This window comes from Enhydrobacter aerosaccus, from assembly GCF_900167455.1.
Taxonomy (GTDB): Bacteria; Pseudomonadota; Alphaproteobacteria; order Reyranellales; family Reyranellaceae; genus Reyranella; species Reyranella aerosaccus.
Genome location: NZ_FUWJ01000001.1, coordinates 484,255 through 507,471 on the forward strand (window position 1 = coordinate 484,255; position 23,217 = coordinate 507,471).

Genomic DNA, 23,217 nt, shown 5'->3' on the forward strand with positions numbered 1-23,217 from the left:
TCCTAGAACTCCGCAAGCTTGCGCAGGCCGACCAGCCGATCGCTGACGATCAGCGCCAGGATCGCCAGCAGCACCAGGCCGGTCGAGATGGCGGCGATGGTTGGGTCGGGATTCTCTTCGACATACTGGAGCATCTGGATCGGCAGCGTCTTGGTCCAGGCGTCGGTGAAGAAGATCGAGATGGGGTAATTGTCCATCGAGGCGAGGAAGGCGAACATGCCCGAGGTGATGAAGGCCGGCGCCAGTGCCGGCACCAGGACGCGCAGCAGCGCCATGGGATAGGAACATCCCAGCGTCCGCGCGGCATCGATCAGAGAGAAGTCGAACAGCGACAACGCTCCCAGCACCGTGCGCACGACGTAGGGGAGTGTGATCACGACATGGGCGACCAGCAGGCTTGCATAGGCATCGCGCAGGCCGGCCGCCTTGAAGCCCTGCAGCATGGCGATGCCGACCACCAGCCCGGGCAGCATCAGCGGCGAGACCAGGAAAGTCGAGATCGAGTCCCGGCCAGGAAAGCGACCGCGCACCAGGGCGATGGCGCAAAGCGTGCCCAGCGCCAGGGCGACGGCGGTCGAGAAGGCGGCGACCTCGAGGGAGGTGACGAGCGACGGCAGCAGGCCGCGCGTGTTGGCGAGGCGCTGGTACCAGCGCAGAGACCAGTCGGGCGGCGGCAGTGTGAACACGCTCGACGAGCCGAACGACACTGCCACGGTGACGACCAGCGGAGTCATCAGGAAGACGACCGTGACGAGGGCGGCGACCCACATCAGGGCGCGGGCGGCGGTCTCCAGCGGCGTCATTCGGTCGATCCCAGCCGCCGCGCCAGCCAGCTCGAGGCGACCACGACGGCGATCGCCAGCGCCAGCAGGATCACGGCCGTCGTCGAGCCGAGTTGCTCGTTGCGCATGAACAGGAACGAGCGACCGGTGAGCGTCGACAGCGTCTGGAAGCGATCGCCGATCAGGAGCGATGGGATCACGTACATCGACACGCTCATCGAGAAGACGAAGGCGACGCCGGACACGACGCCGGGCAGGGTGAGCGGGAAGGTGATGCGGACGAAGCGATAGGAAGGCGTGGCTCCCAGGGTGGCGCCGGCCTCCGACAGTCGGGGATCGATCAGCTTCACCACCGAATAGATCGGCAGGATCATGAAGGGCAGGAAGATGTTGGCGGCGCCCAGCACCAGCCCCGCCTCGGTGAAGAGCAGGCGCTGCGGTTCGTCCCAGATTCCGAGGGCCACGAGGAATTGCGAAACCACGCCATCGCGGCGCAGCACGATCTGCCAGGCGAAGGCCTTGACCACGACGCCGACCGACAGAGGCAGGATGATCGCCACCAGCATCGCGATCTGCATCGCCGTGCCTGCTCGGGCGAGGGCGAAGCCGGCCGGATAACCGATCGCCAGGCACACCACCGTCACCCAGAGCGCGCTGCCCAGCGTGTTGCCAATCACGCGCCAGTTGAACGGGTCGCCGAAGAATTCGGTGTAAGGCTGCAGGGTGAGGCCGGCCGGGCCGCTGAAGCTCTTGGCCAGCAGCCAGCCCAGCGGCAGGGCATAGAGCAGCGTCAGGTAGAGGACGGCCGGCGCCGCCAGCAGCACGACAGGATCGCGCAGGGCCTTCATGACGCGGGCGCCGGATAGATCAGCGTGTCGGCCACCGCCCAGCCGAGCTTCAGTTCGGTGCCTGGTGCTGGGACGCCGTGCGGCAGGTCGGCGGTCTCGACCATCAGCCGATCGCCCTCCGCCGCTTCGAAGTGGAGCTGGACCTTGGAACCCTGGAACACCGCGTCGCGCAGGCGGGCGGCGAAGGCGAAGTCGCCGGCGGGCTCGACCTTGATGCGCTCGGGCCGGACCGCCAGCAGCACCTTGGCGCCCGGCACGAAATTGCCGTGGGCGCGCAGCGGACCGAAGGCCGTGTCGACGGCGACAGTCGTGCCGTCCTGAGCCGTAACAGTCCCGGCAAGCATGGTCGAAAGGCCGACGAACTCCAGGGCGAAGGCGGTCGCAGGGCGGCGATAGATCGCTTCCGGCGCATCGAACTGTTCGATCGCGCCGCGATTCATCACGGCGATTCGGTCCGACATGGTGAGCGCCTCGTCCTGGTCGTGGGTCACGAACACCGAGGTCGTGCCCAGCTCCCGCAGCAGCCGACGCAGGTCGATCTGCATGGTCTCGCGCAGCTTGCGGTCGAGGGCCGAGAATGGCTCGTCGAGCAGCAGCAGCTTGGGACGTACCGCCAGCGCGCGCGCGACCGCGACGCGCTGCTGCTGCCCGCCGGAGAGCGCCCGCACCGAGCGGTCGGCGAGAGCCGACAGATGCACCAGTTCGAGGAACTGCGTCACCGCCTCGCGCGTCTCGGCGGCAGCCCTTCGTCGCGCCTTCAGGCCGAAGGCGACATTCTCCGCCACGGTGAGGTGCGGGAAGAGGGCATAGTTCTGGAACACCACGCCGACGTCGCGCCGGTGAGGCGGTTTGGCCGTGATGTCCTCGCCGTCCAGTTTCACGGTGCCGCGGTCGAGGCCCAGCAGCCCCGCGACGGCGCGCAGCAAAGTGGTCTTGCCGCAACCTGACGGACCCAGCAGCGACACGAATTCGCCCTGTGCCACGCGGAGGTCCACACCGCCCAGAACCGTGACAGCACCGAAGGACTTTTCGGCGCCCGACACGTCGAGGAAGGAGGAATGAGCCATGATCATGCCGGAAGCGGAAGCTGGTCGCGGCGCGAAATCGTCATGCGCTTGCGCGGATGCGCCGATCGGGCGGCGACGCTCTTCCTGGCGAAGCGCTCAGATCGCCATCTCTCGATCCCAGCGCTTGACCCATTCGCCGCGCTCCTTGGCCACGAATCCCCAGTCGAGGTTGTAGACCTTCACGTCGGCGGCGAGGCCTAGCGGCGGCTTTGCCGCGGTGTTGGAGGGGAAGGCGAAGGTCTCGGGCTGCAGCGTGTCCTGCATGTCGGCGCTCAACAGCATGTCGATCAGCGCCAGCGCCATTTCCTGGTTCGGGCCGCCCTTGACCAGGCAGATGCCGGCCGGCCCGACGAAGATGCCTTCCTTGGGCGCACTCATCTTCATGGGCGATTCCTTCTCCTTGGGAATCACGTTGGAAGAGAACATGCTGGGAATTGCCCAGGCCTCGCCTTGCTCCAGAAGGTTCAAGGCTTGCGGTATCTGCGTATAGACGGTGAGCAGGTTGGGCTTCAGCGTCTTGATCTTCTTGAAACCGGCATCGATGTCGAATTGGGCCTGTTCGATCGGCTTGCCAGTCTCGAGCGCCGCCGCCATCACCAGATTTGCCAGTCCCTCCGTGTTCTGCAGCGACGGGATCACCAGCCGGCCCTTGAACTTGGGATCATAGCAATCGGCCCAGGACGGAAAGCCGCCCGGCAGCGACTTGGTGTTGTAGGCGATGCCCTGCCAGGGCTGCAGATAGTTGGCCCACATGCCGTCCATATGCACCGTGCCGGGCCGCAGCTTGGCCAGGTTGGGGACCATCGCCGGCGTGAGCTTCTCCAGCAGTCCTTCCTTGACCGCGAGAATCATCACCGGGTCGTCCATCATCACGACGGACAGGTATTGCTTGTCCTTGTTCTTCTGCATCTTCTCGAGGTTCACCAGCGACTTGGTGCCCTCGTAGACGATCTTGGTCTTGTACTTGGCCTCGAAGGCCGCGCTCACGGTGCCGTTCATCCAGAGTGCAAAGCCGGCGGCGCCGCCAACCACGAGCTCCTTGGCCTGCGCGCGCACGATCGACGGAAAACCCAGCAGAGCTGCGGCCGTTCCCGCGCCGGTACTGGCCAGCACGCGTCGACGCGACAAGGTCTTGTAGTGCTTCGCCATAACCGGTTCCCCCTTCATTGAACAATTCCCACCGCTGGGACGTGCAATGAGCGTGCCAATAATTTCCGGAACGGTGTGGCTGGCATCGGGCTTGCACGACGGATGGGATGACCCTCATCCCGGTGCTGGATCTTGCGGAAGAAGACAAAGGGCTCGCGCTGAAGCTCGGCGCCGCCTTTCGCGATATCGGCTTCGTCGCGCTCGTGAACCATGGCGTTCCGCAGGCGACGATCGACACGCTCTATCGCTCGGCCCATGCCTTTTTCGATCTGCCGCCCGAGGTTAAGCGACAGGTGGCGCGGCCTCGTCCGGATCAGAATCGAGGCTATATCGCCTACGGCGAGGAGACGCTCGCGCGGCTGTCCGGTCGCGAGACGCCGCCTGACCACAAGGAGATCTTCTCCATCGGGCCGTTCGACGTCCCGAAGGAGCCATATTATCAGGCGCCCGCCGCCTATCCGTCCTTTGCGCCGAACCTCTGGCCGACGGTGCCGCCGACATTGCAGCCTGCCATGCGCGCTTACTGGCACGCCGTGACGGCGCTCGCCCGACGGGTGCTCGGCATATCGGCGCTGGCGCTTGGCCTGCCGGCCGATTACTTCGCGCCTTTTACAGACCGGCATATCAGCATGCTGCGGCTGATCTGCTATCCGCCCTATGAGTCGGCGCCGGTCGATGGCCAGCTCCGCGCCGGCATCCACACCGATCTCAATATGCTGACCTTTGTCCATGCCGACAGCGACATGGGCGGGCTCGAGGTTCGAACTCGCGATGGCACCTGGGCGAGGCCGGCAACGGCTGGCGCCTATATCGTGAATGTCGGCGACATTCTGATGCGATGGACCAACGATCTCTGGGTGTCGACGCCGCATCGCGTGGCCAATCCGCCGACCGGCTGGCAGCAGCGACGTCTCTCTGTTCCGTTCTTCTTCCAGGCCAACTACGACACGACGGTGGAGTGCCTGCCGTCATGTCGTCCGGCCGATCGAAGGCCGAAATATCCGCCAATCAGCGTCGGGGCTTATCGCGCCGAGCGATTTGCACGAACCGCGAGCTAGGACCTGCTCTTCAGCCGCTCCACTTCTTCTTCCAGTTCCTTGATGCGCGTGACGAGCTTGTCGAGGCCGGGCGCTATTTCCGCTTCCGTGTAGCGCGGTACGATGTGCTGGCGGCAGTTGATGTCCCAGGCCTCGAGCGTGAAGACCACGGCCCGCTGCGGCTTGCCGGCATAGGCGGGATCGACCAGCTGGTCCATCAGCTCGAGGTCGCCTTCGACCACTCGGGCGCGCCCCCACAGCTTCAGGCGCTGCTGCGTTGCAAAGTGCGGGATGAAGATATGGGCCCGGTCATTTTCGTTGAGATGGCCAAGCGTGATGTACTGCCGGTTGCCGGCGAAATCGGCGAAAGCCAGAGTATGGCTGCCGAAAGGCTTCAGGAAGCCGGGTGGTCCGCCGCGATGCTGGACATAGGGACGGCCGTCTGCGCTGGCAGTGGCCAGGAAGAAGGTGTCGATGACAGCCAGGAATTGACGGAGATTGTCAGTGATCTCCGTCTGCCATTCCCGGCCCTCGAAGGAGGCGCGCGATCCGAGACGTGCCTGCTCGGCCTTGACCGCCGACGAAAACAGGACGTCTTCGGGATCGCTCATGCTTCACCCCAATTTCTTGCCGAGCTCGCCGGCCACTTCCTGGATGAATTGCCAGGCCACCCGGCCCGACCGTGAACCGCGTGTCACCGACCATTCGACCGCCCGCTTGCGCAGTTCCTCGCTCGACAGGCCGAGCTTGTAGTGCTGTGCATAGCCTTCGATCATGGCGAAGAAGGTATCCTGGTCGGCATTGTGGAAGCCCAGCCACAGGCCGAACCGATCCGACAACGAGACCTTTTCCTCGACCGCCTCGGACGGGTTGATCGCCGTCGAACGTTCGTTTTCGATCATGTCGCGCGGCATCAGGTGGCGCCGGTTGGAGGTGGCGTAGAACAGCACGTTCTCCGGCCGGCCCTCGATGCCGCCGTCGAGGACCGCCTTGAGCGACTTGTAGGCCGCGTCCTGGCCGTCGAAGGAGAGATCGTCGCAGAAAACCACGAACCGTCGGTCGCTTTCCCGGACCCGGTTCAGCAGCACCGGCAGGGAGGGGATGTCCTCGCGGTGGATTTCGATCAGGGCCAGGGGACCCGGAGGACCGCCCAGCTCCAGGTTCACCTTGGCGTGGGCCGCCTTGACGATCGAGCTCTTGCCTGCGCCGCGCGAGCCCCAGAGGAGGGCATTGTTGGCCGGCAACCCCTTGGCGAAGCGGCGTGTATTCTCCAGCAAAGTGGCTTTCTGGCGGTCGATACCCTGCAGGAGGTCGATATCCACGCGGTTCACGCGGTGGACCGCCTCCAGCCGATGGCCGGCAGCGTGCCAGACATAAGCCTCAGCCTCGCGCAGGTCGGCGGAGGGCGGGGCGGGGGGCGCGAGCCGGTCGAGGGCTTCCGCGATACGCGAAATCATTGCCTTAAGATCTTGATCCATCATTGCCCAAAGCAGGTCGGAGGCTGAAAAAGGGAGCGACCATATCGCCCAGGCCTTGCGTTGCAAAGCGGGCGTAGGCCGCTATAGTCCGCGCGCTTTTCGACGGCCGGAAGAAAGAATCGGAGCAGACGATGTTTATATCCCAGGCATGGGCACAGGGCGCTGGCGCGGGCGGTGGCTCGGATTTCCTGGTGCAGCTCTTTCCGCTCGTTCTCATCTTCATCGTCTTTTACTTCCTGCTGATCCGCCCGCAACAGGCGAAGCTCAAGGCCCAGAAGGAAATGCTGGGCGGCGTCAAACGCGGCGATCGCGTGGTCACGGGCGGCGGCATCATCGGCCTGGTCACCAAGGTGATCGGCGAAAACGAACTGCAGGTCGAGATCGCCGAGGGCGTGCGCGTCCGCGTCATCAAGCAGACCATCACCGACATCCTGACCCGCGGCGAATCGGTCCGCGGCAGCAAGGAGAGCGAGGAAGACGAGAAGCCGATGCTGCCGCCTGCCGCTCCGGCGCCGCAAGGCAAGAGCCTGCTGGGCGGGCTGTTCGGCAAGAAGTAGGCGACAGACCTATATATCGAGGCAAGGCCGCAGGAGCGTAGTCCCGGATGCTCAACCTTCCGCGTTGGCAAACCATCGCCATCATTCTCTTCACGGCATGTGCCGCGCTGTTTGCGCTCCCGAACGTGTTGCCGGAGTCGATCGATGACGCCTTGCCCAAGTGGTATGCGCAGAACCGCATCAATCTTGGCCTCGACCTGCGCGGCGGCGCTCACTTTCTGCTCGAGGCCGATCTCCGCGGGGTGATGAACGAGCGGCTGACCAACGTCTCCGATTCGATCCGGTCGGAACTGCGCAAGAAGCAGGTCGCGTTCAAGGATGTTGCCGTCGAGCCGAACGGCCACATCACCATACAGCTGCGGGACGAGGCCCAGCGAGCCACCGCGGTCGAGGCGGTACGTGCGGCCGATCCGACGCTCACCATCGGCGGCGCCGGGACCAGCCTCGATCTCGCCTATGCCAACCAGGATCTGGCCGCGAAAAAGAAGGAAGTGATCGATCAGTCGATCGAGATTCTGCGTCGGCGCGTGGACGAGACCGGCACCATCGAACCCACGATCGTGCGCGAGGGCGACGACCGCATCCTCCTGCAGGTACCGGGCATCAAGGACACGACCGACCTCAAGAGCAAGATCAACCAGACGGCCAAACTCACCTTCCACCTCGTCAACGAGGATGTGGCCGCGACACTCCAGAATCCTTCGGCACCGCTGCCGCCGACGACCTCGCTAGTCCCGACACGAGAGGGGATGCAGGCGCTACGGGCAACCAATCCGAAGGCTTTCGAGGAAATTCAGAAAGCCAATCCGCGGCTGACACCCGACCAGATTTGCAAGCGATTTCAAGTGCCTTGCCTGCCGATCTTGAAGCGTGTGATCGTCGGTGGAGAGGATCTTGACGACGCCAAGTCGACGTTCGAGAGCCAGCAGAATGGTGGTCGGCCGATCATCAGCTTCACCTTCAACGCCGCCGGTGGCCGCGCCTTCTGTGCGGCGACGCGCCAGAACATCGGCAAGCGGTTGGCCATCCAGCTCGACAACGAGATCATCAGCGCGCCGGTCGTGCAGAGCGCTATCTGCGGCGGCAGCGGCATCATTACAGGCTCCTTCACCACCCAGCAGACCCAGGAACAGGCGCTGCTGCTGCGCTCCGGCGCACTGCCTGCGACGCTCACCATCATCGAGGAGCGTACGGTGGGCGCCGATCTGGGCGCCGACGCCATCCACGCCGGCACCGTTGCTGCCGTGGTCGGCACGCTCCTGGTCATGACCTTCATGTTCATCACCTACGGTCCGCTGTTCGGCGGCTTCGCCAATCTCGCGATGGCGGTGAACCTGCTGCTGGTGCTGGCCGGCATGTCGATCCTGGGTGCCTCGCTCACCTTGCCGGGTATCGCCGGTCTCGTCTTGACCGTCGGCATGTCGGTGGATTCCAACGTGCTGATCTACGAGCGCGTGCGCGAGGAGCGCGACGTGGGCCGTTCCGCCCTCGGGGCGCTGACGGCGGGTTACGAGCGCGCGCTTGCCGCCGTGATCGATTCCAATCTGACGGCACTGATTGCCGGCGTGCTGCTGTTCGGTTTCGGCTCCGGTCCCATCCGCGGCTTCGCGACCTCCCTCTCGCTCGGCCTGCTGACCCATCTGTTCACGGCGACGATCTTCACCCGCATGCTGCTGGCGACCTGGATGCGCTGGCGGCGGCCCACCGAACTCGTGCTCTGAGGGCCGCACCATGCTTTGGAAACCCCTGCATCTCGTTCCCCGCAACACCAAGTTCGACTTCATGAGCCAGCGGTATCTGGCGCTCGGGCTGTCGACATTGATCAATGTCCTGTCGTTGGTGGGGCTGGCGGTCTTCGGCCTCAACTTCGGCATCGACTTCCAAGGCGGCATCGCGATCCAGGTTCGCGCCAAGGAAGGCACGATTCATCTCGACAACCTGCGCGCCACGGCCGGCGCACTCGGCCTCGGCGAGGTATCGCTGCAGTCTTTCGGCGATGACCGCACCGCCCTGATCCGCGTGCAGCGGCAGGAAGGCAACAATGCCTGCGTGGCCCATGCAGACGCCGTGATGACCCATCGCGCCGGTGCCGGCTGGAGCGTCAAGCCGGGCGCCGAGGGCACCGGCGACGTCCTCTTCACGTCCCCGGGGCCGCTCGATGCATCGGGCTGGCGCGATGCGGTGAGCCGCGTCGGACTGACCGTGCTGGAGCGGGAACTGCCGCGCAACAACGTCAATACCGTCAAGATCGACATGACGCCGGAACAGCGCGCCGAATGGTGCCAGCAGGTGGCGATCAAGGTCATCGACGACGCCATCGGCGGTCAGTACGACATCCGCAGCACCGAATCGGTCGGTCCCAAGGTCGGCGCCGAGTTGATGCATAGCGGCGTGATGGCCGTGCTCGCCACCATGGTGGCGATCGTCGCCTACATGTGGTTCCGCTTCGAGTGGCAGTTCGGTCTCGGGGCGCTGATTGCGATGGCGCACGACGTCATCTCGACCATCGGCATCTTCGTGCTGTTCCGACTCGATTTCAGCCTGACCGCACTGGCCGCCGTCCTGACCATCGCGGGTTACTCAATCAACGACACGGTCGTGGTGTTCGATCGCGTGCGCGAGAACCTGCGCCGCTACAAGAAAATGAACCTGATCGAGCTGCTGAACTTCAGCATCAACGAGACGCTGTCGCGTACGCTGATGACCTCGGTCACGGTGTTCGTCGCGGTGGCGGCGCTGGTTATCTTCGGCGGACCGGTGCTCTACAGCTTCTCGATCGCGATGCTGTGGGGCGTCATCGTCGGCACCTATTCTTCGATCTGGATCGCTTGCGCGGGCCTGGTCTTCATGAAGCTCCGGCCCGAGCAGCTCCGGCACGAGGAAGAGGGCGCCAAGGCGAAGGCATGAAGCCGCCGCGTCGCGTTGACGACGAGAATGTCCTGCCGGCGCCCGATCCGGCGCAGGTACAGGTCATCCGGACCTATGGGCCGGGCCGTTTCGTCATCAGCGAGCGGGAATGGCGTGAACCCGTCCTGGTCACTCCGGTCGGTTCGGTAGGCTGGGGCGTCACACGGGCAGAACAGGTCGCGGTCGCCAATCTCGGCTTTCTCCGGGAGGGCGAGGCGCCGGCCGAGCTGCTGGTCCTGGGCTGCGGGGCGCGTGCCGTCTTCATCCCGCCGCCGCTTCGCGCCGAGCTCAAGGCCTTTGGCCTGGCGCTGGAGGTGGTCGATACCGGCTCGGCCTGCCGGATATACAACGTCCTGGTGTCCGAGGGTCGCCGCGTGGCGGCTGCGCTGATCCCGCTCTGAGCTGCCGCTAGCGCGGATTCTGGTCGAAGTAATCCTCGAGCAGGGCGGCCAGGGCGCCCCCCAGCGCCAGTCCGACGATGCAGCCGACGAGGCCGTTGCTGGCTGGAAACATCGTCCGCTCGAAATAATAGAAGCCGCCCGTACAGACCACGACGAGCACAAGCGACATCCACCAGTACCGGTTCGGATCCTTGTTCATGCTCCCCCTGCCGTCCGATCGGACGGCCCCTGGACTTTTTGCACGTGTCGTCCCTGCCTGTCATGGGCAAAAGACGCCTGCGATCGGCTGCGCTATCATCGGACAACCATGCCGCTCGAACTCTATCTCGCCTTCATCGTGGCGACGGCCGTGCTGATCCTCATTCCCGGCCCAAACGTCGCGCTCATCGTGGCCAACAGTGTTGCCCACGGCACGCGCTTCGGACTGCTGACCGTCGCAGGCACGAGCAGCGCCATCGTGCTGCAACTGTCGCTGTTCGTGGCCGGCGCGACCGCCACGCTGAGTCTCTTGGCGGCGGCCTTCGATTGGCTGCGATGGGCGGGCGTGGTCTATCTCGTATGGCTCGGCATCAGGGCCTGGCGAGCGCCGGCAGCGGATCTGTCGCGTACGGCGCCGCAAGCCCGTTCCGGTCGGACGATCTTCATGCGCGGGCTGCTCGTCGGCATCACCAATCCCAAGACCCTGCTGTTCTATGGTGCCTTCCTCCCTCAGTTCGTGGTGCCGGAAGGAGATGTGGCGCGCCAGCTCCTGCTGCTTGCGGGCACTTTCATCGTCGAGGCGGCTATGCTGGACAGTGTCTGGGCGATCATGGCCGGTCGGGCGCGTCAGCTCCTGTTGGCGCGCGCCGCCTTGCGTAATCGCGTGACCGGCGGATTGCTGGTCGGGGCCGGCGTGGGATTGGCGCTTGCTCGCAAGCCATGAGAGTGTCGACGCGGATTGCTGAGAGTATTGATGACGTGCGTATCCTTTCCATCGTCCTTGCGTTGTCCGTTGCGATTTCGTGGCACGCCGTCCCGGCTTTCGCCCAAAGCCAGATGGAATTGAACGCGCAGGCTGGACGCGAGCGCGAGATGGCGGACAAGGAACTGAACGCCGTCTATTCACGCCTGATGGCCAAGCTTCCGAATGAAAGCCGGGAGCGGCTTCGCAAGGCCGAGCTGACATGGCTCCGGTTTCTGGAGGAGGAATGCGCGTTCGAGACGGATGGAACGACCGGCGGATCGATTCACGGCATGCTCGTGGCCTATTGCCAGGCGCGTTTGATCCGCCAGCGCACCAAGGATCTCGAAGAGCAGCTCAACTGCAAGGAAGGCGATCTTTCCTGCGTACACTGAACCAGGCCCTCGTCGTTAAGCCATGAATGCCGGCTATCGCGCCCCGGAGGCTTCCCATCGCTACGTGCTCGATACGGTGCGATCGGTGGATCGCGACCGTTTTCTGGCGGCGTTGTTCGCCCCTGAGCCGGCACGCAGTGACCTGCTCGCGCTGCTGGCCTTCGATCACGAACTCGCGCGCACGCGGCTCGTGACGCGCGAACCGATGCTGGCCGAGATCCGGCTCGAATGGTGGCGGGAGGCGGCAAATGAGGCGGCCGGAGCCGGCAAGCCGCGGGCCCAGCCGGTGGTCGAGGCGCTTAGCGAGACGGCGCGCCGGCACGGCCTCGCCGCCGAAGCGCTTATTGCCTTGATCGATGCCCGTGCCGAGGAGGTCGAGGGGCCTCTCGATGTCTTGCGTACGGGCCGCGCCCTGGCAGATCTGCAGCTGGGGGTGCTGGGCATAGAGGACGGTCCAACGCGCGAGGCGGTGCGGACGGTGGCGGCGGCTGGACTGATGGGCGAGGGGCCGGAGCGCGACGACATGGTGCGGCAGGCGCGAGCGCGCCGCGCCGAAATCGACCGAGCCGCCTTGCCGATCCTGTTGCCCGCCCTGTCGCTCACGGGCAATCTCAGTGCCTGGCGAAAGCCGCTAGCCTACTGGTGGGCGGCGCGACGTGGCCGGTACTGACGACGGGAAGAGGGCATGTCGCGACGCATCGACAAATCGTGGATCGTGTTCGACAGCATCGAGAACGACGAGCACGATCGCTGCGTCGACCTGTTCCGTCGGCCCGACGGCAGCTTCGGCTTCGAGGAGTTCCGCCGCGATGTCGAGGATCGCGGCGGCTGGACACCGGTTGCCTATCATTCCGGCGTTGCCTATGCCACGCAGGAGGCTGCCTGGAGCGTCGCGATCGCGCGCGTTGCCTGGCTGGCGCAGCAGCGCAAGGATGCCGTCTGACGACGGCAAACAGGAGGGATCGACGTGGCGAAGGTCAAGGCGAACGGTATCGAGATCGAGTACGAGGCGGTCGGCAACAGGAACGATCCCACCCTCTTGCTGGTCATGGGCCTCGGCGCCCAGCTCACCATCTGGCCGGATTCCCTGGTCGAGGGGTTGGCCGCGAAGGGCTTTCACGTCGTCCGCTTCGACAATCGGGATGTCGGCCTGTCGAGCGACTTCGGCGCCTGGGGTCTGCCCAACATTCCGGACGCGATCCAGAAGGTGATGAGCGGCCAGAAGGTCGACTCTCCCTATCACCTGAAGGACATGGCGGCCGATGCCGTCGGCCTGCTGGATGCCCTCGGCGTCGACCGTGCGCATATGGTGGGCGCCTCGATGGGCGGCATGATCGTTCAGATCCTGGCGGCGCAATATCCCGAGCGCACGCGTTCCATGGTGTCGATCTATTCGACCAGCGGGCGGCCCGGCCTGCCGCCCGGCAAGCCCGAGGCGCTGGCCATGCTGGGCTCGCAGCCCGAGGGCAACACCCGCGAGGATCGCGTGCTGCACGGCATGAAGCTGCGCCGCGTCATCGGCAGCCCTGCCTATCCCATGCCTGAGCCGGAACTGCGCGCCTTCGTCGAGCGCAATGTCGATCGCCGCTGGTATCCCGAGGGAGCGGCGCGGCACTATCTCTCCGTCATCGCCTCGGGCGATCGCGTTGAGATGCTGAAGACGGTCAAGGTGCCGACTCTCGTGCTGCATGGCGAAGAGGATCCGCTGCTGCCGGTCGAATGCGGCCGCGATGTCGCGCGGCTGGTGCCGGGGGCGGCGATCGATACCTATCCCGGCTGGGGTCACGATTTCCCGAAGGAACTGATTCCGACGCTGGTCGATCGCATCGGCGGGTTCTGCAAGGCGGCTTCCTAGGCGGATCCTTCCGCCGCGACTCTTGTCACGGCCTGTGCCGCGAGGGACCTTTCCTGACGGAGGAAAGGTCCATGAAGTTCGGAATCTTCTACGAACACCAGTTGCCGCGGCCGTGGGGATCGAGCAGCGAGTATCAGCTGCTGCAGGACTCCCTGACGCAGATCGAGCTCGCCGACCGCCTGGGCTATGACTATGCTTGGGAGGTCGAGCATCATTTCCTCGAGGAATATTCCCATTCCTCGGCGCCAGAAGTCTTTCTCGGCGCCGCCAGCCAGCGGACGAAGAACATCCGGCTCGGCCATGGCGTGATCCAGCTCACCACCAATCAGCCGCACCGCGTCGCCGAGAAGGTGAGCACGCTCGATCTGCTGTCAGGCGGGCGCGTCGAGCTCGGCATGGGCGAGGCGGCCGGGCCGGCGGAATTGCATCCCTTCAACATCAAGGTGCGCGACAAGCGAGACCGCTGGGAGGAGGCCGTGAAGGCTATCGTCCCGATGTTCACCCGCGAGAGCTGGGAGTTTCACGGCCGGTATTACGACTTCGAGGCCCGCAACGTGATCCCGAAGCCGTTCCAGAAGCCGCATCCGCCGCTATGGGTGGCCTGCTCCAACATCCAGACCATCGGCAAGGCCGGCGAGTGGGGCATGGGCGCGCTCGGCTTCACCTTCGTCACCCCGGAGGCCGCGCGCGCCTGGGTGCACAAGTACTACAACAACCTCCTGAACAATCAGAACAAGCTCACCGACTATCCGAGCAATCCCAACGTCGCGATGGTGTCGGGCTTCATGTGCGCGCCGACCGATGCCGAGGCCGAAGCCAAGGCGGCGGGCTGGACCTTCTTCATCTTCGCGCTCTCCTATTACGGCCGCAAAGGCGTCGACGCGCCGGGCACGTCGGATCTGTGGAAGGAGTATCAGAGCTGGAAGGGCGGACCGGAGGAGAAGAAGGCGCTGGAGTCGGGCCTCATCGGTTCGCCCGAAACGATCCGCCGCAAGCTGCGCCAGTTCCAGCAGAGCCGAGTCGATCAGGTGATCTTGCTGAATCAAGCTGGCAAGACCAGCCACCAGGACATCTGCGACTCGCTGGAGCTGTTCGCTCGTGAGGTGATGCCGGAGTTCCATGCTGCCGAGGCCGAGCACGTAGCCTGGAAGCAGAAGGTGCTGGCGCGCGAGATCGTGCTGGAGGACCTCGACGTCAAACCCTACGACATCTACAGCCACCAGAACGAGCACATCGTCCGCCTCACGCCCGACCAGCTCAAGGCCAAGATGGCCGAGAAGGAAGCGGCGGCGAAGCGGGGATAGTCTCGGCCGGACCGATCGGCGTCAGATCGACGTCCGGTTGAAGATGACGCGCGGCAGGTGCCGCACCACCAGCATGATCAGACGCCAGACCGGCGGCGCGTAGACCACCGCCTTGCCGCGCGCGAGACCGGCGACGATGGTGCGTGCGACATCCTCCGTCGGCGCCACCCGGATGCCGCGAACGCTGCGCGCGGCCGTCATCGGCGAGACGGTGGGGCCGGGCTTGATCAGCACCACGCGCACCGCGCTGCCGGCGAAGCGATGCTGCAGGCCTTCGGCATAGCGGGCCAGCAAGCCCTTGGCAGCACCGTAGCTGTAATTGGCTTTGCGGCCGCGATCGCCCGCGACCGATCCGATGATCCCCAGCGTGCCGCGGCCCTGGCGCGCGAACTGCGCCGCGAACGCCTCGGCGAACAGGGTCGGCGAGACGGCATTGATCTCGAGCGACTCGCGCAGCATCGCGAGATCCTGCTGGCAAAGCGACTGGTCGGCCAGCCAACCCTGCGCGATCAGCGCCAGGTCGACCGGCCCCGAGGCCGCTACTGCGTCGACTTGCGCGGCGGTCGCGGCCGGATCGTGGAAGTCGGCCTTCACCACGGCGACCGTCGAACTCGGACCTCGCGCCCGCAAATTCGCTGCGATCGGCTCCGCCTTGGCGAGATCGCGCACGAGCAAGATCAGTTCCACCGGACCGTGGGCGACCCACAGACGACAGCAATGCTCGGCGATGGCCGATGTCGCGCCCACGACCACGATCTTCATTCTGTCGACCTCCGACCTGCCGCGATCGCTGCGGCCGCGACCGCCTAGCCCAGGAACTCGACGCGGCCGCTGTCGAGATCGTAGCGCGCGGCGACCACCTTGACCTTGCCCTCGTGGGCCAGTTCGTGGACGACGGGACTGTCATGGCCGATGCGCTCGGCGGTCAGCCGCGCATTGGCGCGCACCACGTTCTCGATGAAGTCGCCGGGCTTGCCCAGTTCGGCGCGCGCCGCCGGCACGATCTGGTCCACCAGCACGCCGATCGACCCCGGCAGCGGGCTCGGCTTCTGCACCTGGGCGCAGGCTGCCTGCACGGCGCCGCAGCGATTGTGGCCCATGACCACGACCAGCGGTGAGCCGAGATGTTCGGCGCCGTATTCGATCGTTCCCACCACGGCCGGGTCGGCGACGTTGCCGGCCGTACGGGTCACGAACAGCTCGCCCAGCCCGAGGCCGCCGAAGATCAGCTCTGGCGGCAGACGGCTGTCGGAGCAGGTCAGCACCGTCGCCCACGGCGACTGGGCCGGCGCCACGGCCGTCCGGTTGTTGGCAAGGTTGGCGGCGCAAAGCTGCGGCGCTGCCACGAACCGGTCGTTGCCGGCCTTGAGCTTCGCCAACGCCTCGTCGGCCGCCAGCGTCGTGCGGGCGAGGGCCGGGCGCGGACGGGCCGCAACCGCCGCGACTCCCGCCGCCGCGGCCAGGCCGGCAAGCGACAGCAGGTGCCGCCGTCCCAGGCGGGCGCACTCCGGACACATCATCGTATTCTCCCCTCCGTATGCCGGCGCACCATGCCTCGATTTGACGATGAAGTCATGACGCCCGGCCGCGACCGGCGGCATCATCGCTGACACAGTCGTGACAGCCGCGAGAGGTCCTGCCGTGCTACCTCGGGACTGCAACATCGAAGGCGGTGCCATGCAGACGACGGCGAACCTGGACAGCGTGCGGACCCTGGCGAAGTATCGGCTGTGGGCCGATCGCCTGACCTTCGAGGCCGTCGCGGCGCTGCCGCCGGGCGAGGCGGAGAAGGAGCGGCCGACGCTGTTCAAGAGCATGATCGGCACGCTCAATCATAATCTGGTGGTCGACCTGATCTGGCAGGCTCATCTCGAAGGACGGCCGCATGGCTTCACGGCGCGCAATGGCGTCCTGCATCCCAGGCTCGAGGATCTGTGGAGCGCGCAGCAGGCGATGGACCGCTGGTACATCGACTGGGCCGAGGCGCAGAGCGAGGAGACGCTGGCGGAGATTGTGCCCTTCACCTTCATCAGCGGCGAGAAGAGCGCCATGACGCGTGCCGACATGCTGCGGCACGTCGTCAACCACGCCACCTTCCATCGCGGCTGGGTGGCCGAGATGTTCTTCCAAGTGCCGGCCAAGATGCCGGCCGGCGATCTCCCGGATTTCCTCAAGACGCTGTGCTGACCGGTTCCGCCGCGGCTGCTCCTCCGATCCAGCCTTTCGATCCAGATCGACAGGCGAGACTCTCATCCGCTGTGCGTCCGCTTGTGGCGCTGCAGGCGGCGCGCGCGTAGGCTGCGGCCAAAAGAAGGCGAATACGGAGGAAACGGATGGCCTACGATCTTCTGATCCGCAACGGCACCGTGGTCGATGGCTCGGGCGCGCCGCGCGTCACCGCCGATGTCGGCATTAGCGATGGCCGCATCGCCGCCGTCGGCCGTCTCGCCGAACCGGCCCGCCGCACCATCGATGCCGACGGGCTGATCGTCTCGCCCGGCTTCATCGACGGCCACACGCATATGGATGCGCAGGTGGCGTGGGATCCGCTGGGAAGCTGCTCCTGCTGGCACGGTGTCACGTCGGTGGTGATGGGCAATTGCGGCTTCGCGCTGGCGCCCTGCAAGCCGGCCGATCGCGACTGGTACGCGCGCTGCCTGTCGGCGGTCGAGGACATCCCGACCGAGGCGATGGCGGCCGGCATCGACTGGAACTGGGAAACCTTCCCCGACTACATGGCCACCGTCGAGGGCCTGCCCAAGGCGATCAACTACGGCATGTATATCGGCCATTCGGCGCTGCGCATGTACGTCATGGGCAAGCGCGCGCTCGAGCAAGTGGCGAGCGAGGACGACATGCGCCGCATGGCGCTGCTGGTGCAGGAGGCGTTGAAGGCCGGCGCGCTCGGCTTCTCGAGCTCGCGCGCGCCGACGCACGTGACGCCCGACGATACGCCGGTCGCCAGCCGCATCGCCGACTGGGAGGAGATTGACCGCATCGTCGCGGCGATGGCCGAGCTCGATGCCGGTATCTTCCAGGTCGGCCCCGACATCGGCAGCGGCGCCGCGCACCGCGCCTTCCTCGATCGTCTGCGGCGGGTGGCGCTGGCAACGAAGCGACCAGTCATGTTCGGCGTGCTGGCGACGAAGCAGGGCGACGATCCCAACCCCTGGCACTACCAGACGCGGTACATCGACGATACGATCGCCGCCGGTGGGCGCATGTTCGGACAGGGCACGACGCGCTCGATCAACGCCATCTTCTCGCTGAAATCCTACCTGCCGTTCGACGTTCTGCCGGACTGGAAGCCGATCCGCGCCCTGCCGCTCGACGAGCAGAAGCGGCGCCTGCGCGATCCCGCCGTCCGCCGCACGCTGGTCGAGGCCGAGGCGAGGATGAAGCCGCGTGATAAAACCTTCCAGGGCGGCGGCGCGGCCACCACCGATCCGCGCAAGCCGGACTATGCCAATCTCTTCGCGCTCAAGGGCGTCGATTGGGACGACCCCACCGTCGATCAGCTCGCCCGCGCGCGCGGCCAGCATCCCGTCGAGGTGATGATCGACCTGTCGCTGGCCGACGAGAACCAGATCTATGTCCAGCCGCTGGTCAACGAGCAGCCGGACGACGTGCTGGGCATCCTCAAGCATCCGCATACGCTCGCCACCTTCTCCGACTCCGGCGCCCATGTCTGCCAGGAGATGGGCTCGTCGCTGCAGACGCATTTCCTCAGCTACTGGGTGCGCAAGCGCGGCGCCTTCACGCTCGAACAGGCGATCCGCAAGCTGACCCACGACAATGCCGCGGCCTGGGAGCTGGGCGATCGCGGCCTGATCCGGGAGGGCTACAAGGCCGATCTCGTGCTGTTCGAGGAAGACCGCATCCGCCCCTGCCTGCCGACCGTCGAGACCGACCTGCCGGGCGGCGCGCGCCGCCTGGTGCAGAAGGCCGACGGCATCCGCGCCACCGTCGTCAACGGCGCCGTGGCCTTCGAGAACGGCGAGGCCACCGGCGTGTTCAACGGCCAGGTCATGAAGGGCCGTCTGGCAGGGTAGGCTGGGGGCGCACCCTCGGCCCCCTTGGAGCGCGCCACTCCAGTGGCGCTCTTCATTCATGTTGCGAGACCTGATGAGCGCGACTGGAGTCGCGCGCGATCCGGCAATTCACTCCCTTCGCTCCGCGCCCCGTGTCATCATAGGCGCAGCTGAAAGTTCTTGGCTGGCGCCGACCAAGGATCCCTCACTGCGTTCGGGATGACACCACTAAGCGGCTGGTGCTCTGTGTCGATACAGAAAACGGTGTCATCCTGAGCGCAGCGAAGGATCTTTCGCTGTGCTGGCCAAGGACTTTTCGCTGCACTCAGGAAGACACTGGGTTTGACCCCGGATGACGCCGCTGTTGGCAACGGCGGCCACGCCGAGACCGGATATCTCCAAACTGCACGGCCCTGCACGCTCAATCCGTTGACTCGGTGCGGTGCGAAACTAAGGTGCGGCCCGCACTGAGGGAACGGATCGCATGACTTTGCCGATGAGTTGGGACGAGTGGGCGCAGCAGGATGGCGTGGCGCTGGCGGAGCGGGTGAGGAAGGGCGAGGTCACGCCGGCCGAGCTGGCGCGGCAGGCGGCCGCAGGCGTCGCCAAGGTCGATTCCCGGCTCTCCGGCGTCGTCGAGCTGTTCGAGGATGTGATCGCCGATCCGGCCAAGGATGGCGCCAATCTCGCCGGTCCCTTCGCCGGCCTGCCGTTCCTGATGAAGGATCTCGGGCCCACGATGAAGGGCCGCCTGCAGGAGCAGGGCTCGCTGTTCATGCGCGGCAACCGCGCCGCCGCCGACACCTTCCTCACCGGAAAGATGCGCCAGGCCGGCCTCAACCTGATCGGCCGCACCACGACGCCGGAATTCGGCGTCTGCAGCTCGGCCGAGAATCCCGCCGTCTACGTCACGCGCAATCCCTGGAACACCGACTACACGACCTGCGGCTCCTCGGCCGGCAGCGCCGCCATGGTGGCGGCGGGCGTGGTGCCGATCGCGCATGCCACCGATGGCGGCGGCTCGATCCGCATCCCGGCGGGCGTGAACGGCAATATCGGCCTCAAGGTCTCGCGCGGCGTCTTCTCGATCGCGCCGCACCTGTCCGATCTCACCGGCCTGGTCTCGATCCAGGGCTGCCAGTCGCGCACGGTGCGCGACACCGCCGCCTTCGTCGATGCCTGCCGCGGCGGCGCGCCGGGCGAATTCATGCCCTACTGGACCGCGCCGGAGCCCTACATGGAACTGATCAAGCGCGATCCCGGCAAGCTGCGGATCGCGCTGTCGCACCAGTGGGGCGACTATACCGCGACGCCGCACATCGCCGCCGAGCTGGAGCGCGTCGGCCGCTTCCTCGAAGGTCTCGGCCATCATGTCGGCCATGCCCAACCCGCCATCGACTATCGTGCCGCCTTCGCCGCCCAGACCACCTGCTACATCAGCAACTTCGCGCAGGTCATCAACAACATGCTGGCGGCGCGCGGGCTGGAGCGGCCGCCGGCCGACCTGATCGAGCCGGTGAACATCCGCATCTGGGAGGCCGGCCGGAACACGAGCTTCACCGAGCGGGCGCAGATGCAGGCGGTGTTCAACACCACGTCGCGCGGCTTCGGTACCTTCTTCGAGGAGTGGGATATCATCCTGACGCCGATCACCGCATTGCCGACGCCCAAGGTAGGCACGACGGAATATCTCACCATCAGCGACAATCCCTCCGTGCTCGACTGGTTCGGCAACCTGTGGCGCAACTTCGCCTTCACGCCGCTGTCCAACCTGTGCGGCATCCCCGCGCTGTCGATGCCGCTCGCCACCAACGAGCACGGCCTGCCGCTCGGCATCCAGGCCCAGGCGAAGCAGGCCAACGATGGCCTGCTGCTCCAGCTCGCCGCTCAGATCGAACGCGCCCTTGGCGGTAAGTGGAACGACGGCAAGCGACCCGGCGTGCATGTGACGGCGGTCTGAGATCGAAAGCCTTCTCTGCGCGTCTGTACGGCTGAGAGGACGTGTGCAAAGAGCCCTCTCCGCCCCGCGTAGCGGGGGGAGAGGGAGGGGACCCACGCGTGAGCGTGGGGAGGGTGAGGTGGGTCTTTCCGTCCGCCCCCTCGATATCGCCTCTGCAACACCGACCACCTCACCTCCCCGTTGCGGTGCAACGGGTCCCTTCCTCTCCCCCGCTATGCGGCGGAGAGGACCTTTGAATCGAAGACGCTCGTTCCCGCTGCACGGCGGAGAGGACTCAGGGCGCTTCTTTGCTTGCGGCCGGCACGGGGACGAGCAGGGCCTCGCCGGTCGCCACCAGGTCGAGGCGGTCGTCCCGTGCCGCCAGAAGCTCGGCGGTGGTGAAGACCTGCTTGCGGCCGGCCTTCACCACGCGGCCGCGCGCGACGAAGCGCCGGCCGACCGCCGGCGCCAGGCAGTTCACCGCGAAGTGCGACGCCAGCACCGGCCCGACCTCGGTGAAGGCCGCGAAGCCGCAGGCGGTATCGAGCAGGGCGCCGATCAGGCCGGCATGCAGGAAGCCGGCATATTGGCCGAACGCCTCGCGCCATTCGATCGTCAGTTCCGCCTCGCCGGGAGCGGCCTGCGCGACGGTGAATCCGGCCCAGCGGTTGAAGGCCGCCCGGTCGTTGACCGCGCGCAACGCGGCCAGGAGCGTGTCCTCCGTCATGACGCCGCCGCCGCAGTCACTGACGACGGGGAGCGCACCGCCTGGAAGGTCGCGTTGGCGCGCGCGCACAGCGTGTCGTCGGCATGGATGGTGGCGGTGCAGAAGGAGAGGGTGCGGCCGGCCTTCATCACCACCGGCCGGATCTCCAGCCACTGGCCGAGCCGCGCCGTCGCGATGAAATCGACGGAGAGACCGACCGTCACCAGTCCCGTCTCCTCGCCCAGCCCGAGCTTGCAGCTCAATCCCATGGCGTTGTCGGCCAGCGCCGTGACCAGCCCGCCATGGACGAAGCCGCGCGAGTTGGCGTGCGCCGGCCCCGCGCGCAGGCCGATGAACACGGCGTCCGCGGTGCGCCGCGAATAGAGCGGTTCCCACGGATCGGTCAGGCCGCTCTTCTTGAAATGGGGCGCAAAGCCCGCCGGCACCCGGTCGCTCATCCGTCCTCTCCTTCGCCAGTAGATTGGCGCGAAGTATGGACGGACTCATATAGACCAGTCTATATAGATTCCGACCTCCCCTTATACCGGAACCTCGACCGTGGCCCCACCCCGCAAGCATCGCGATGCCCTTCTCGGCAGTGCCGTCACGCTCTTCCGCAAGCAGGGCTACGCAGCGACCGGCCTGGCCGAAATCCTCGAGGCCAGCGGCGCGCCGAAAGGCTCGCTCTATCACTACTTCCCCGGCGGCAAGGCCGAGATCGGCGCCGAGGCGGTGCAGCGCGCGGGCGAGACGGTGGCCGCGACACTGCGCACGCTGGCGGCCGAAGCATCGAGTCCAGGCGAACTGCTCGAGCGCTACCTCACGCTGCTGGCCGGCTGGATGCGCAAGTCGGGCTATCGCGACGGCTGCCCCATCACCACGACGCTGCTGGAGACCGTGCCCGAGCACGGCGCCATCCGCGATGCTGGCCAAGCGGCTTTCGCCGCCTGGGCCGAGATCATCGCTGACTCGGCGCGTCGGAGCGGCATCGCGCCAAAGCGCGCCGCGTCACTGGCCCGCTTCGCCATCGCCGCGCTGGAGGGCGCGCTGATCCAGTGCCGTGTCAACGGCGACGACACGCCGCTGAAGGAGGCGGCAATCGAATTGCGAGCACTGTTCGACGGAAGCCGGACTGGGCGCCGTTGACGGAGCTGTCTCGCCCCCGGCGCAGACGATCGCCGGTCTGCGACGGCGAAGCGCCGCGAGCGGACAATCGGGCGATCGGCCGTCCGGCATGGTCTCATGAAGCGCCGATGGCGGGTGTGTCGATGGTGTGTGGGTCGATGGCGCCGATATCGGGCTCGACCCAGCCTAGCCGTGCGTCGCGGGAGAACAATAGCTCGCGGCTCCAGAAGCGCAGCAGGACATTCCGTTCGGCCGCCACCGAGGTCAGCACCGCGTTGCAGGCGGAAACCACATCCTCGTGGCCCACTCCGGCAAGAACGCCTTCGACGAGGGTCAGGAACGCCATCGTCATCGTGTGGTGATAGCCCCGCGTGTCGTCGTTCACGCCACCGGAGGCGACGTTGTAGCGGCGGATCAGATCGGGAAGCTCGGCCCGCCAGTCGCGCTCCGGATACCGCACGAGCAGATAGGTCGCCATGATGAGGTGTTCGCGATGGTGATAGCGCGACGGTGGAAACGTCCGCGCCAGGAACCCTTCGCCGACTTCGACGATCTCGGCGTGATCAGGGCGGACACGGGGGCTGATGACGGCACTCATGATGGTCACTCGTTCGCAAAGGGTCGGCCCGACCGGCAGGAGCGATCGCTCGGTTAGCCATCCGCTCGGGTCTTGTACATTGGTACCAATGTACCAAA

27 protein-coding genes are annotated in these 23,217 nt (G+C 66.1%); 15 read left to right on the forward strand and 12 right to left on the reverse strand.

Translation table 11 applies throughout. The features are described from left to right. Positions 1-2 precede the first annotated feature (2 nt). The 4 genes from B5D62_RS02220 to B5D62_RS02235 all read right to left on the reverse strand — a co-directional run bounded on the left by B5D62_RS02220 (position 3) and on the right by B5D62_RS02235 (position 3,864). Complete coding sequence (locus B5D62_RS02220; protein ID WP_085932186.1) at positions 3-803, reverse strand: ABC transporter permease; 801 nt, start codon at positions 801-803, stop codon at positions 3-5. Beyond that, positions 800-1,630, reverse strand: coding sequence for an ABC transporter permease (locus tag B5D62_RS02225; RefSeq protein ID WP_085932187.1), 831 nt, complete (start codon positions 1,628-1,630; stop codon positions 800-802). Before B5D62_RS02225 ends, B5D62_RS02220 begins: the two co-directional genes overlap by 4 nt. Continuing rightward, complete coding sequence (locus B5D62_RS02230; protein WP_085933481.1) at positions 1,627-2,697, reverse strand: ABC transporter ATP-binding protein; 1,071 nt, start codon at positions 2,695-2,697, stop codon at positions 1,627-1,629. Before B5D62_RS02230 ends, B5D62_RS02225 begins: the two co-directional genes overlap by 4 nt. Positions 2,698-2,793: 96 nt before the next feature. Beyond that, entirely contained in the window at positions 2,794-3,864 is a 1,071-nt protein-coding gene (locus B5D62_RS02235) for an extracellular solute-binding protein (protein ID WP_218190912.1), read from the reverse strand. A gap of 89 nt (positions 3,865-3,953) precedes the next feature. Between B5D62_RS02235 and B5D62_RS02240 the strand changes: the two genes are divergently transcribed. Further along, a complete protein-coding gene (locus tag B5D62_RS02240) occupies positions 3,954-4,904 on the forward strand; it encodes an isopenicillin N synthase family dioxygenase (protein WP_085932189.1) in 951 nt (316 codons plus the stop codon). Here B5D62_RS02240 and B5D62_RS02245 read toward each other — a convergent pair. Continuing rightward, positions 4,901-5,494 carry a pyridoxamine 5'-phosphate oxidase family protein gene (locus tag B5D62_RS02245; protein ID WP_085932190.1) on the reverse strand — a complete coding sequence of 198 codons (594 nt, stop codon included), beginning with the start codon at positions 5,492-5,494 and terminating at the stop codon, positions 4,901-4,903. The two genes, B5D62_RS02240 and B5D62_RS02245, sit on opposite strands and share 4 nt — an antisense overlap. 3 nt (positions 5,495-5,497) lie before the next feature. Then, on the reverse strand, positions 5,498-6,364 hold the full coding sequence (locus B5D62_RS02250; RefSeq protein WP_085933482.1) for an ATP-binding protein: 867 nt from the start codon (positions 6,362-6,364) through the stop codon (positions 5,498-5,500). 128 nt (positions 6,365-6,492) lie between these two features. Here B5D62_RS02250 and yajC point away from each other — a divergent pair, with 128 nt between their 5' ends. From yajC to B5D62_RS02270, 4 genes are read left to right on the forward strand one after another with little or no spacing between them, the layout of a single operon-like run. Then, on the forward strand, positions 6,493-6,918 hold the full coding sequence (gene yajC / locus B5D62_RS02255; protein ID WP_085932191.1) for a preprotein translocase subunit YajC: 426 nt from the start codon (positions 6,493-6,495) through the stop codon (positions 6,916-6,918). Between the two features lie 47 nt (positions 6,919-6,965). After that, the gene (gene secD / locus B5D62_RS02260; RefSeq protein ID WP_085932192.1) at positions 6,966-8,639 is read left to right on the forward strand and encodes a protein translocase subunit SecD; all 1,674 of its coding nucleotides are present in this window, start codon (positions 6,966-6,968) and stop codon (positions 8,637-8,639) included. Positions 8,640-8,649: 10 nt separating this feature from the next. Next, complete coding sequence (gene secF, locus B5D62_RS02265; protein WP_085932193.1) at positions 8,650-9,825, forward strand: protein translocase subunit SecF; 1,176 nt, start codon at positions 8,650-8,652, stop codon at positions 9,823-9,825. Continuing rightward, a complete protein-coding gene (locus tag B5D62_RS02270) occupies positions 9,822-10,226 on the forward strand; it encodes an Mth938-like domain-containing protein (RefSeq protein WP_085932194.1) in 405 nt (134 codons plus the stop codon). Before secF ends, B5D62_RS02270 begins: the two co-directional genes overlap by 4 nt. Before the next feature lie 7 nt (positions 10,227-10,233). Here the strand turns inward: B5D62_RS02270 and B5D62_RS02275 are convergent, their stop codons facing one another. Further along, on the reverse strand, positions 10,234-10,425 hold the full coding sequence (locus B5D62_RS02275) for a hypothetical protein (protein WP_085932195.1): 192 nt from the start codon (positions 10,423-10,425) through the stop codon (positions 10,234-10,236). A 108-nt stretch (positions 10,426-10,533) separates the two neighbouring features. Here B5D62_RS02275 and B5D62_RS02280 point away from each other — a divergent pair, with 108 nt between their 5' ends. From B5D62_RS02280 to B5D62_RS02305, 6 genes are all read left to right on the forward strand, one after another. Continuing rightward, on the forward strand, positions 10,534-11,148 hold the full coding sequence (locus B5D62_RS02280; protein ID WP_085932196.1) for a LysE family translocator: 615 nt from the start codon (positions 10,534-10,536) through the stop codon (positions 11,146-11,148). A gap of 35 nt (positions 11,149-11,183) precedes the next feature. Then, on the forward strand, positions 11,184-11,561 hold the full coding sequence (locus B5D62_RS02285; RefSeq protein ID WP_170920750.1) for a lysozyme inhibitor LprI family protein: 378 nt from the start codon (positions 11,184-11,186) through the stop codon (positions 11,559-11,561). Between the two features lie 22 nt (positions 11,562-11,583). Then, a complete protein-coding gene (locus tag B5D62_RS33690) occupies positions 11,584-12,231 on the forward strand; it encodes a squalene/phytoene synthase family protein (RefSeq protein ID WP_085932198.1) in 648 nt (215 codons plus the stop codon). A 15-nt stretch (positions 12,232-12,246) separates the two neighbouring features. Beyond that, positions 12,247-12,504 (forward strand): hypothetical protein, encoded by a 258-nt coding sequence (locus B5D62_RS02295; RefSeq protein WP_085932199.1) that lies wholly within the window; start codon positions 12,247-12,249, stop codon positions 12,502-12,504. 24 nt (positions 12,505-12,528) lie between these two features. Next, positions 12,529-13,416: an alpha/beta fold hydrolase gene (locus B5D62_RS02300; RefSeq protein ID WP_085932200.1), complete on the forward strand. Its 888-nt coding sequence runs from the start codon at positions 12,529-12,531 to the stop codon at positions 13,414-13,416. A 71-nt stretch (positions 13,417-13,487) separates the two neighbouring features. After that, complete coding sequence (locus B5D62_RS02305; protein ID WP_085932201.1) at positions 13,488-14,720, forward strand: LLM class flavin-dependent oxidoreductase; 1,233 nt, start codon at positions 13,488-13,490, stop codon at positions 14,718-14,720. Between the two features lie 21 nt (positions 14,721-14,741). On the opposite strand, the gene B5D62_RS02310 is transcribed toward B5D62_RS02305, so the two are convergent. Together B5D62_RS02310 and B5D62_RS02315 are read right to left on the reverse strand one after the other, a co-directional pair. Further along, positions 14,742-15,482 (reverse strand): SDR family NAD(P)-dependent oxidoreductase, encoded by a 741-nt coding sequence (locus B5D62_RS02310; RefSeq protein ID WP_085932202.1) that lies wholly within the window; start codon positions 15,480-15,482, stop codon positions 14,742-14,744. 44 nt (positions 15,483-15,526) lie between these two features. Continuing rightward, a complete protein-coding gene (locus B5D62_RS02315; protein WP_218190913.1) occupies positions 15,527-16,240 on the reverse strand; it encodes a carbonic anhydrase in 714 nt (237 codons plus the stop codon). A gap of 157 nt (positions 16,241-16,397) precedes the next feature. On the opposite strand from B5D62_RS02315, the gene B5D62_RS02320 reads away from it, so the two are divergent. The 3 genes from B5D62_RS02320 to B5D62_RS02330 all read left to right on the forward strand — a co-directional run bounded on the left by B5D62_RS02320 (position 16,398) and on the right by B5D62_RS02330 (position 20,711). Next, positions 16,398-16,907: a DinB family protein gene (locus B5D62_RS02320; RefSeq protein WP_085932203.1), complete on the forward strand. Its 510-nt coding sequence runs from the start codon at positions 16,398-16,400 to the stop codon at positions 16,905-16,907. 146 nt (positions 16,908-17,053) lie between these two features. Continuing rightward, entirely contained in the window at positions 17,054-18,772 is a 1,719-nt protein-coding gene (locus B5D62_RS02325) for an N-acyl-D-amino-acid deacylase family protein (RefSeq protein WP_085932204.1), read from the forward strand. Positions 18,773-19,235: 463 nt separating this feature from the next. Then, positions 19,236-20,711: an amidase gene (locus B5D62_RS02330; protein WP_085932205.1), complete on the forward strand. Its 1,476-nt coding sequence runs from the start codon at positions 19,236-19,238 to the stop codon at positions 20,709-20,711. Between the two features lie 274 nt (positions 20,712-20,985). Here the strand turns inward: B5D62_RS02330 and B5D62_RS02335 are convergent, their stop codons facing one another. Further along, positions 20,986-21,417, reverse strand: coding sequence for a PaaI family thioesterase (locus B5D62_RS02335; protein ID WP_085932206.1), 432 nt, complete (start codon positions 21,415-21,417; stop codon positions 20,986-20,988). After that, positions 21,414-21,854, reverse strand: coding sequence for a PaaI family thioesterase (locus tag B5D62_RS02340; RefSeq protein WP_085932207.1), 441 nt, complete (start codon positions 21,852-21,854; stop codon positions 21,414-21,416). Before B5D62_RS02340 ends, B5D62_RS02335 begins: the two co-directional genes overlap by 4 nt. 100 nt (positions 21,855-21,954) lie before the next feature. Here B5D62_RS02340 and B5D62_RS02345 point away from each other — a divergent pair, with 100 nt between their 5' ends. After that, positions 21,955-22,542, forward strand: a complete 588-nt coding sequence (locus B5D62_RS02345) for a TetR/AcrR family transcriptional regulator (protein ID WP_085932208.1) — start codon at positions 21,955-21,957, stop codon at positions 22,540-22,542. Between the two features lie 94 nt (positions 22,543-22,636). Here the strand turns inward: B5D62_RS02345 and B5D62_RS02350 are convergent, their stop codons facing one another. Beyond that, positions 22,637-23,119: a hypothetical protein gene (locus B5D62_RS02350; RefSeq protein ID WP_085932209.1), complete on the reverse strand. Its 483-nt coding sequence runs from the start codon at positions 23,117-23,119 to the stop codon at positions 22,637-22,639. Positions 23,120-23,217 lie beyond the last annotated feature (98 nt).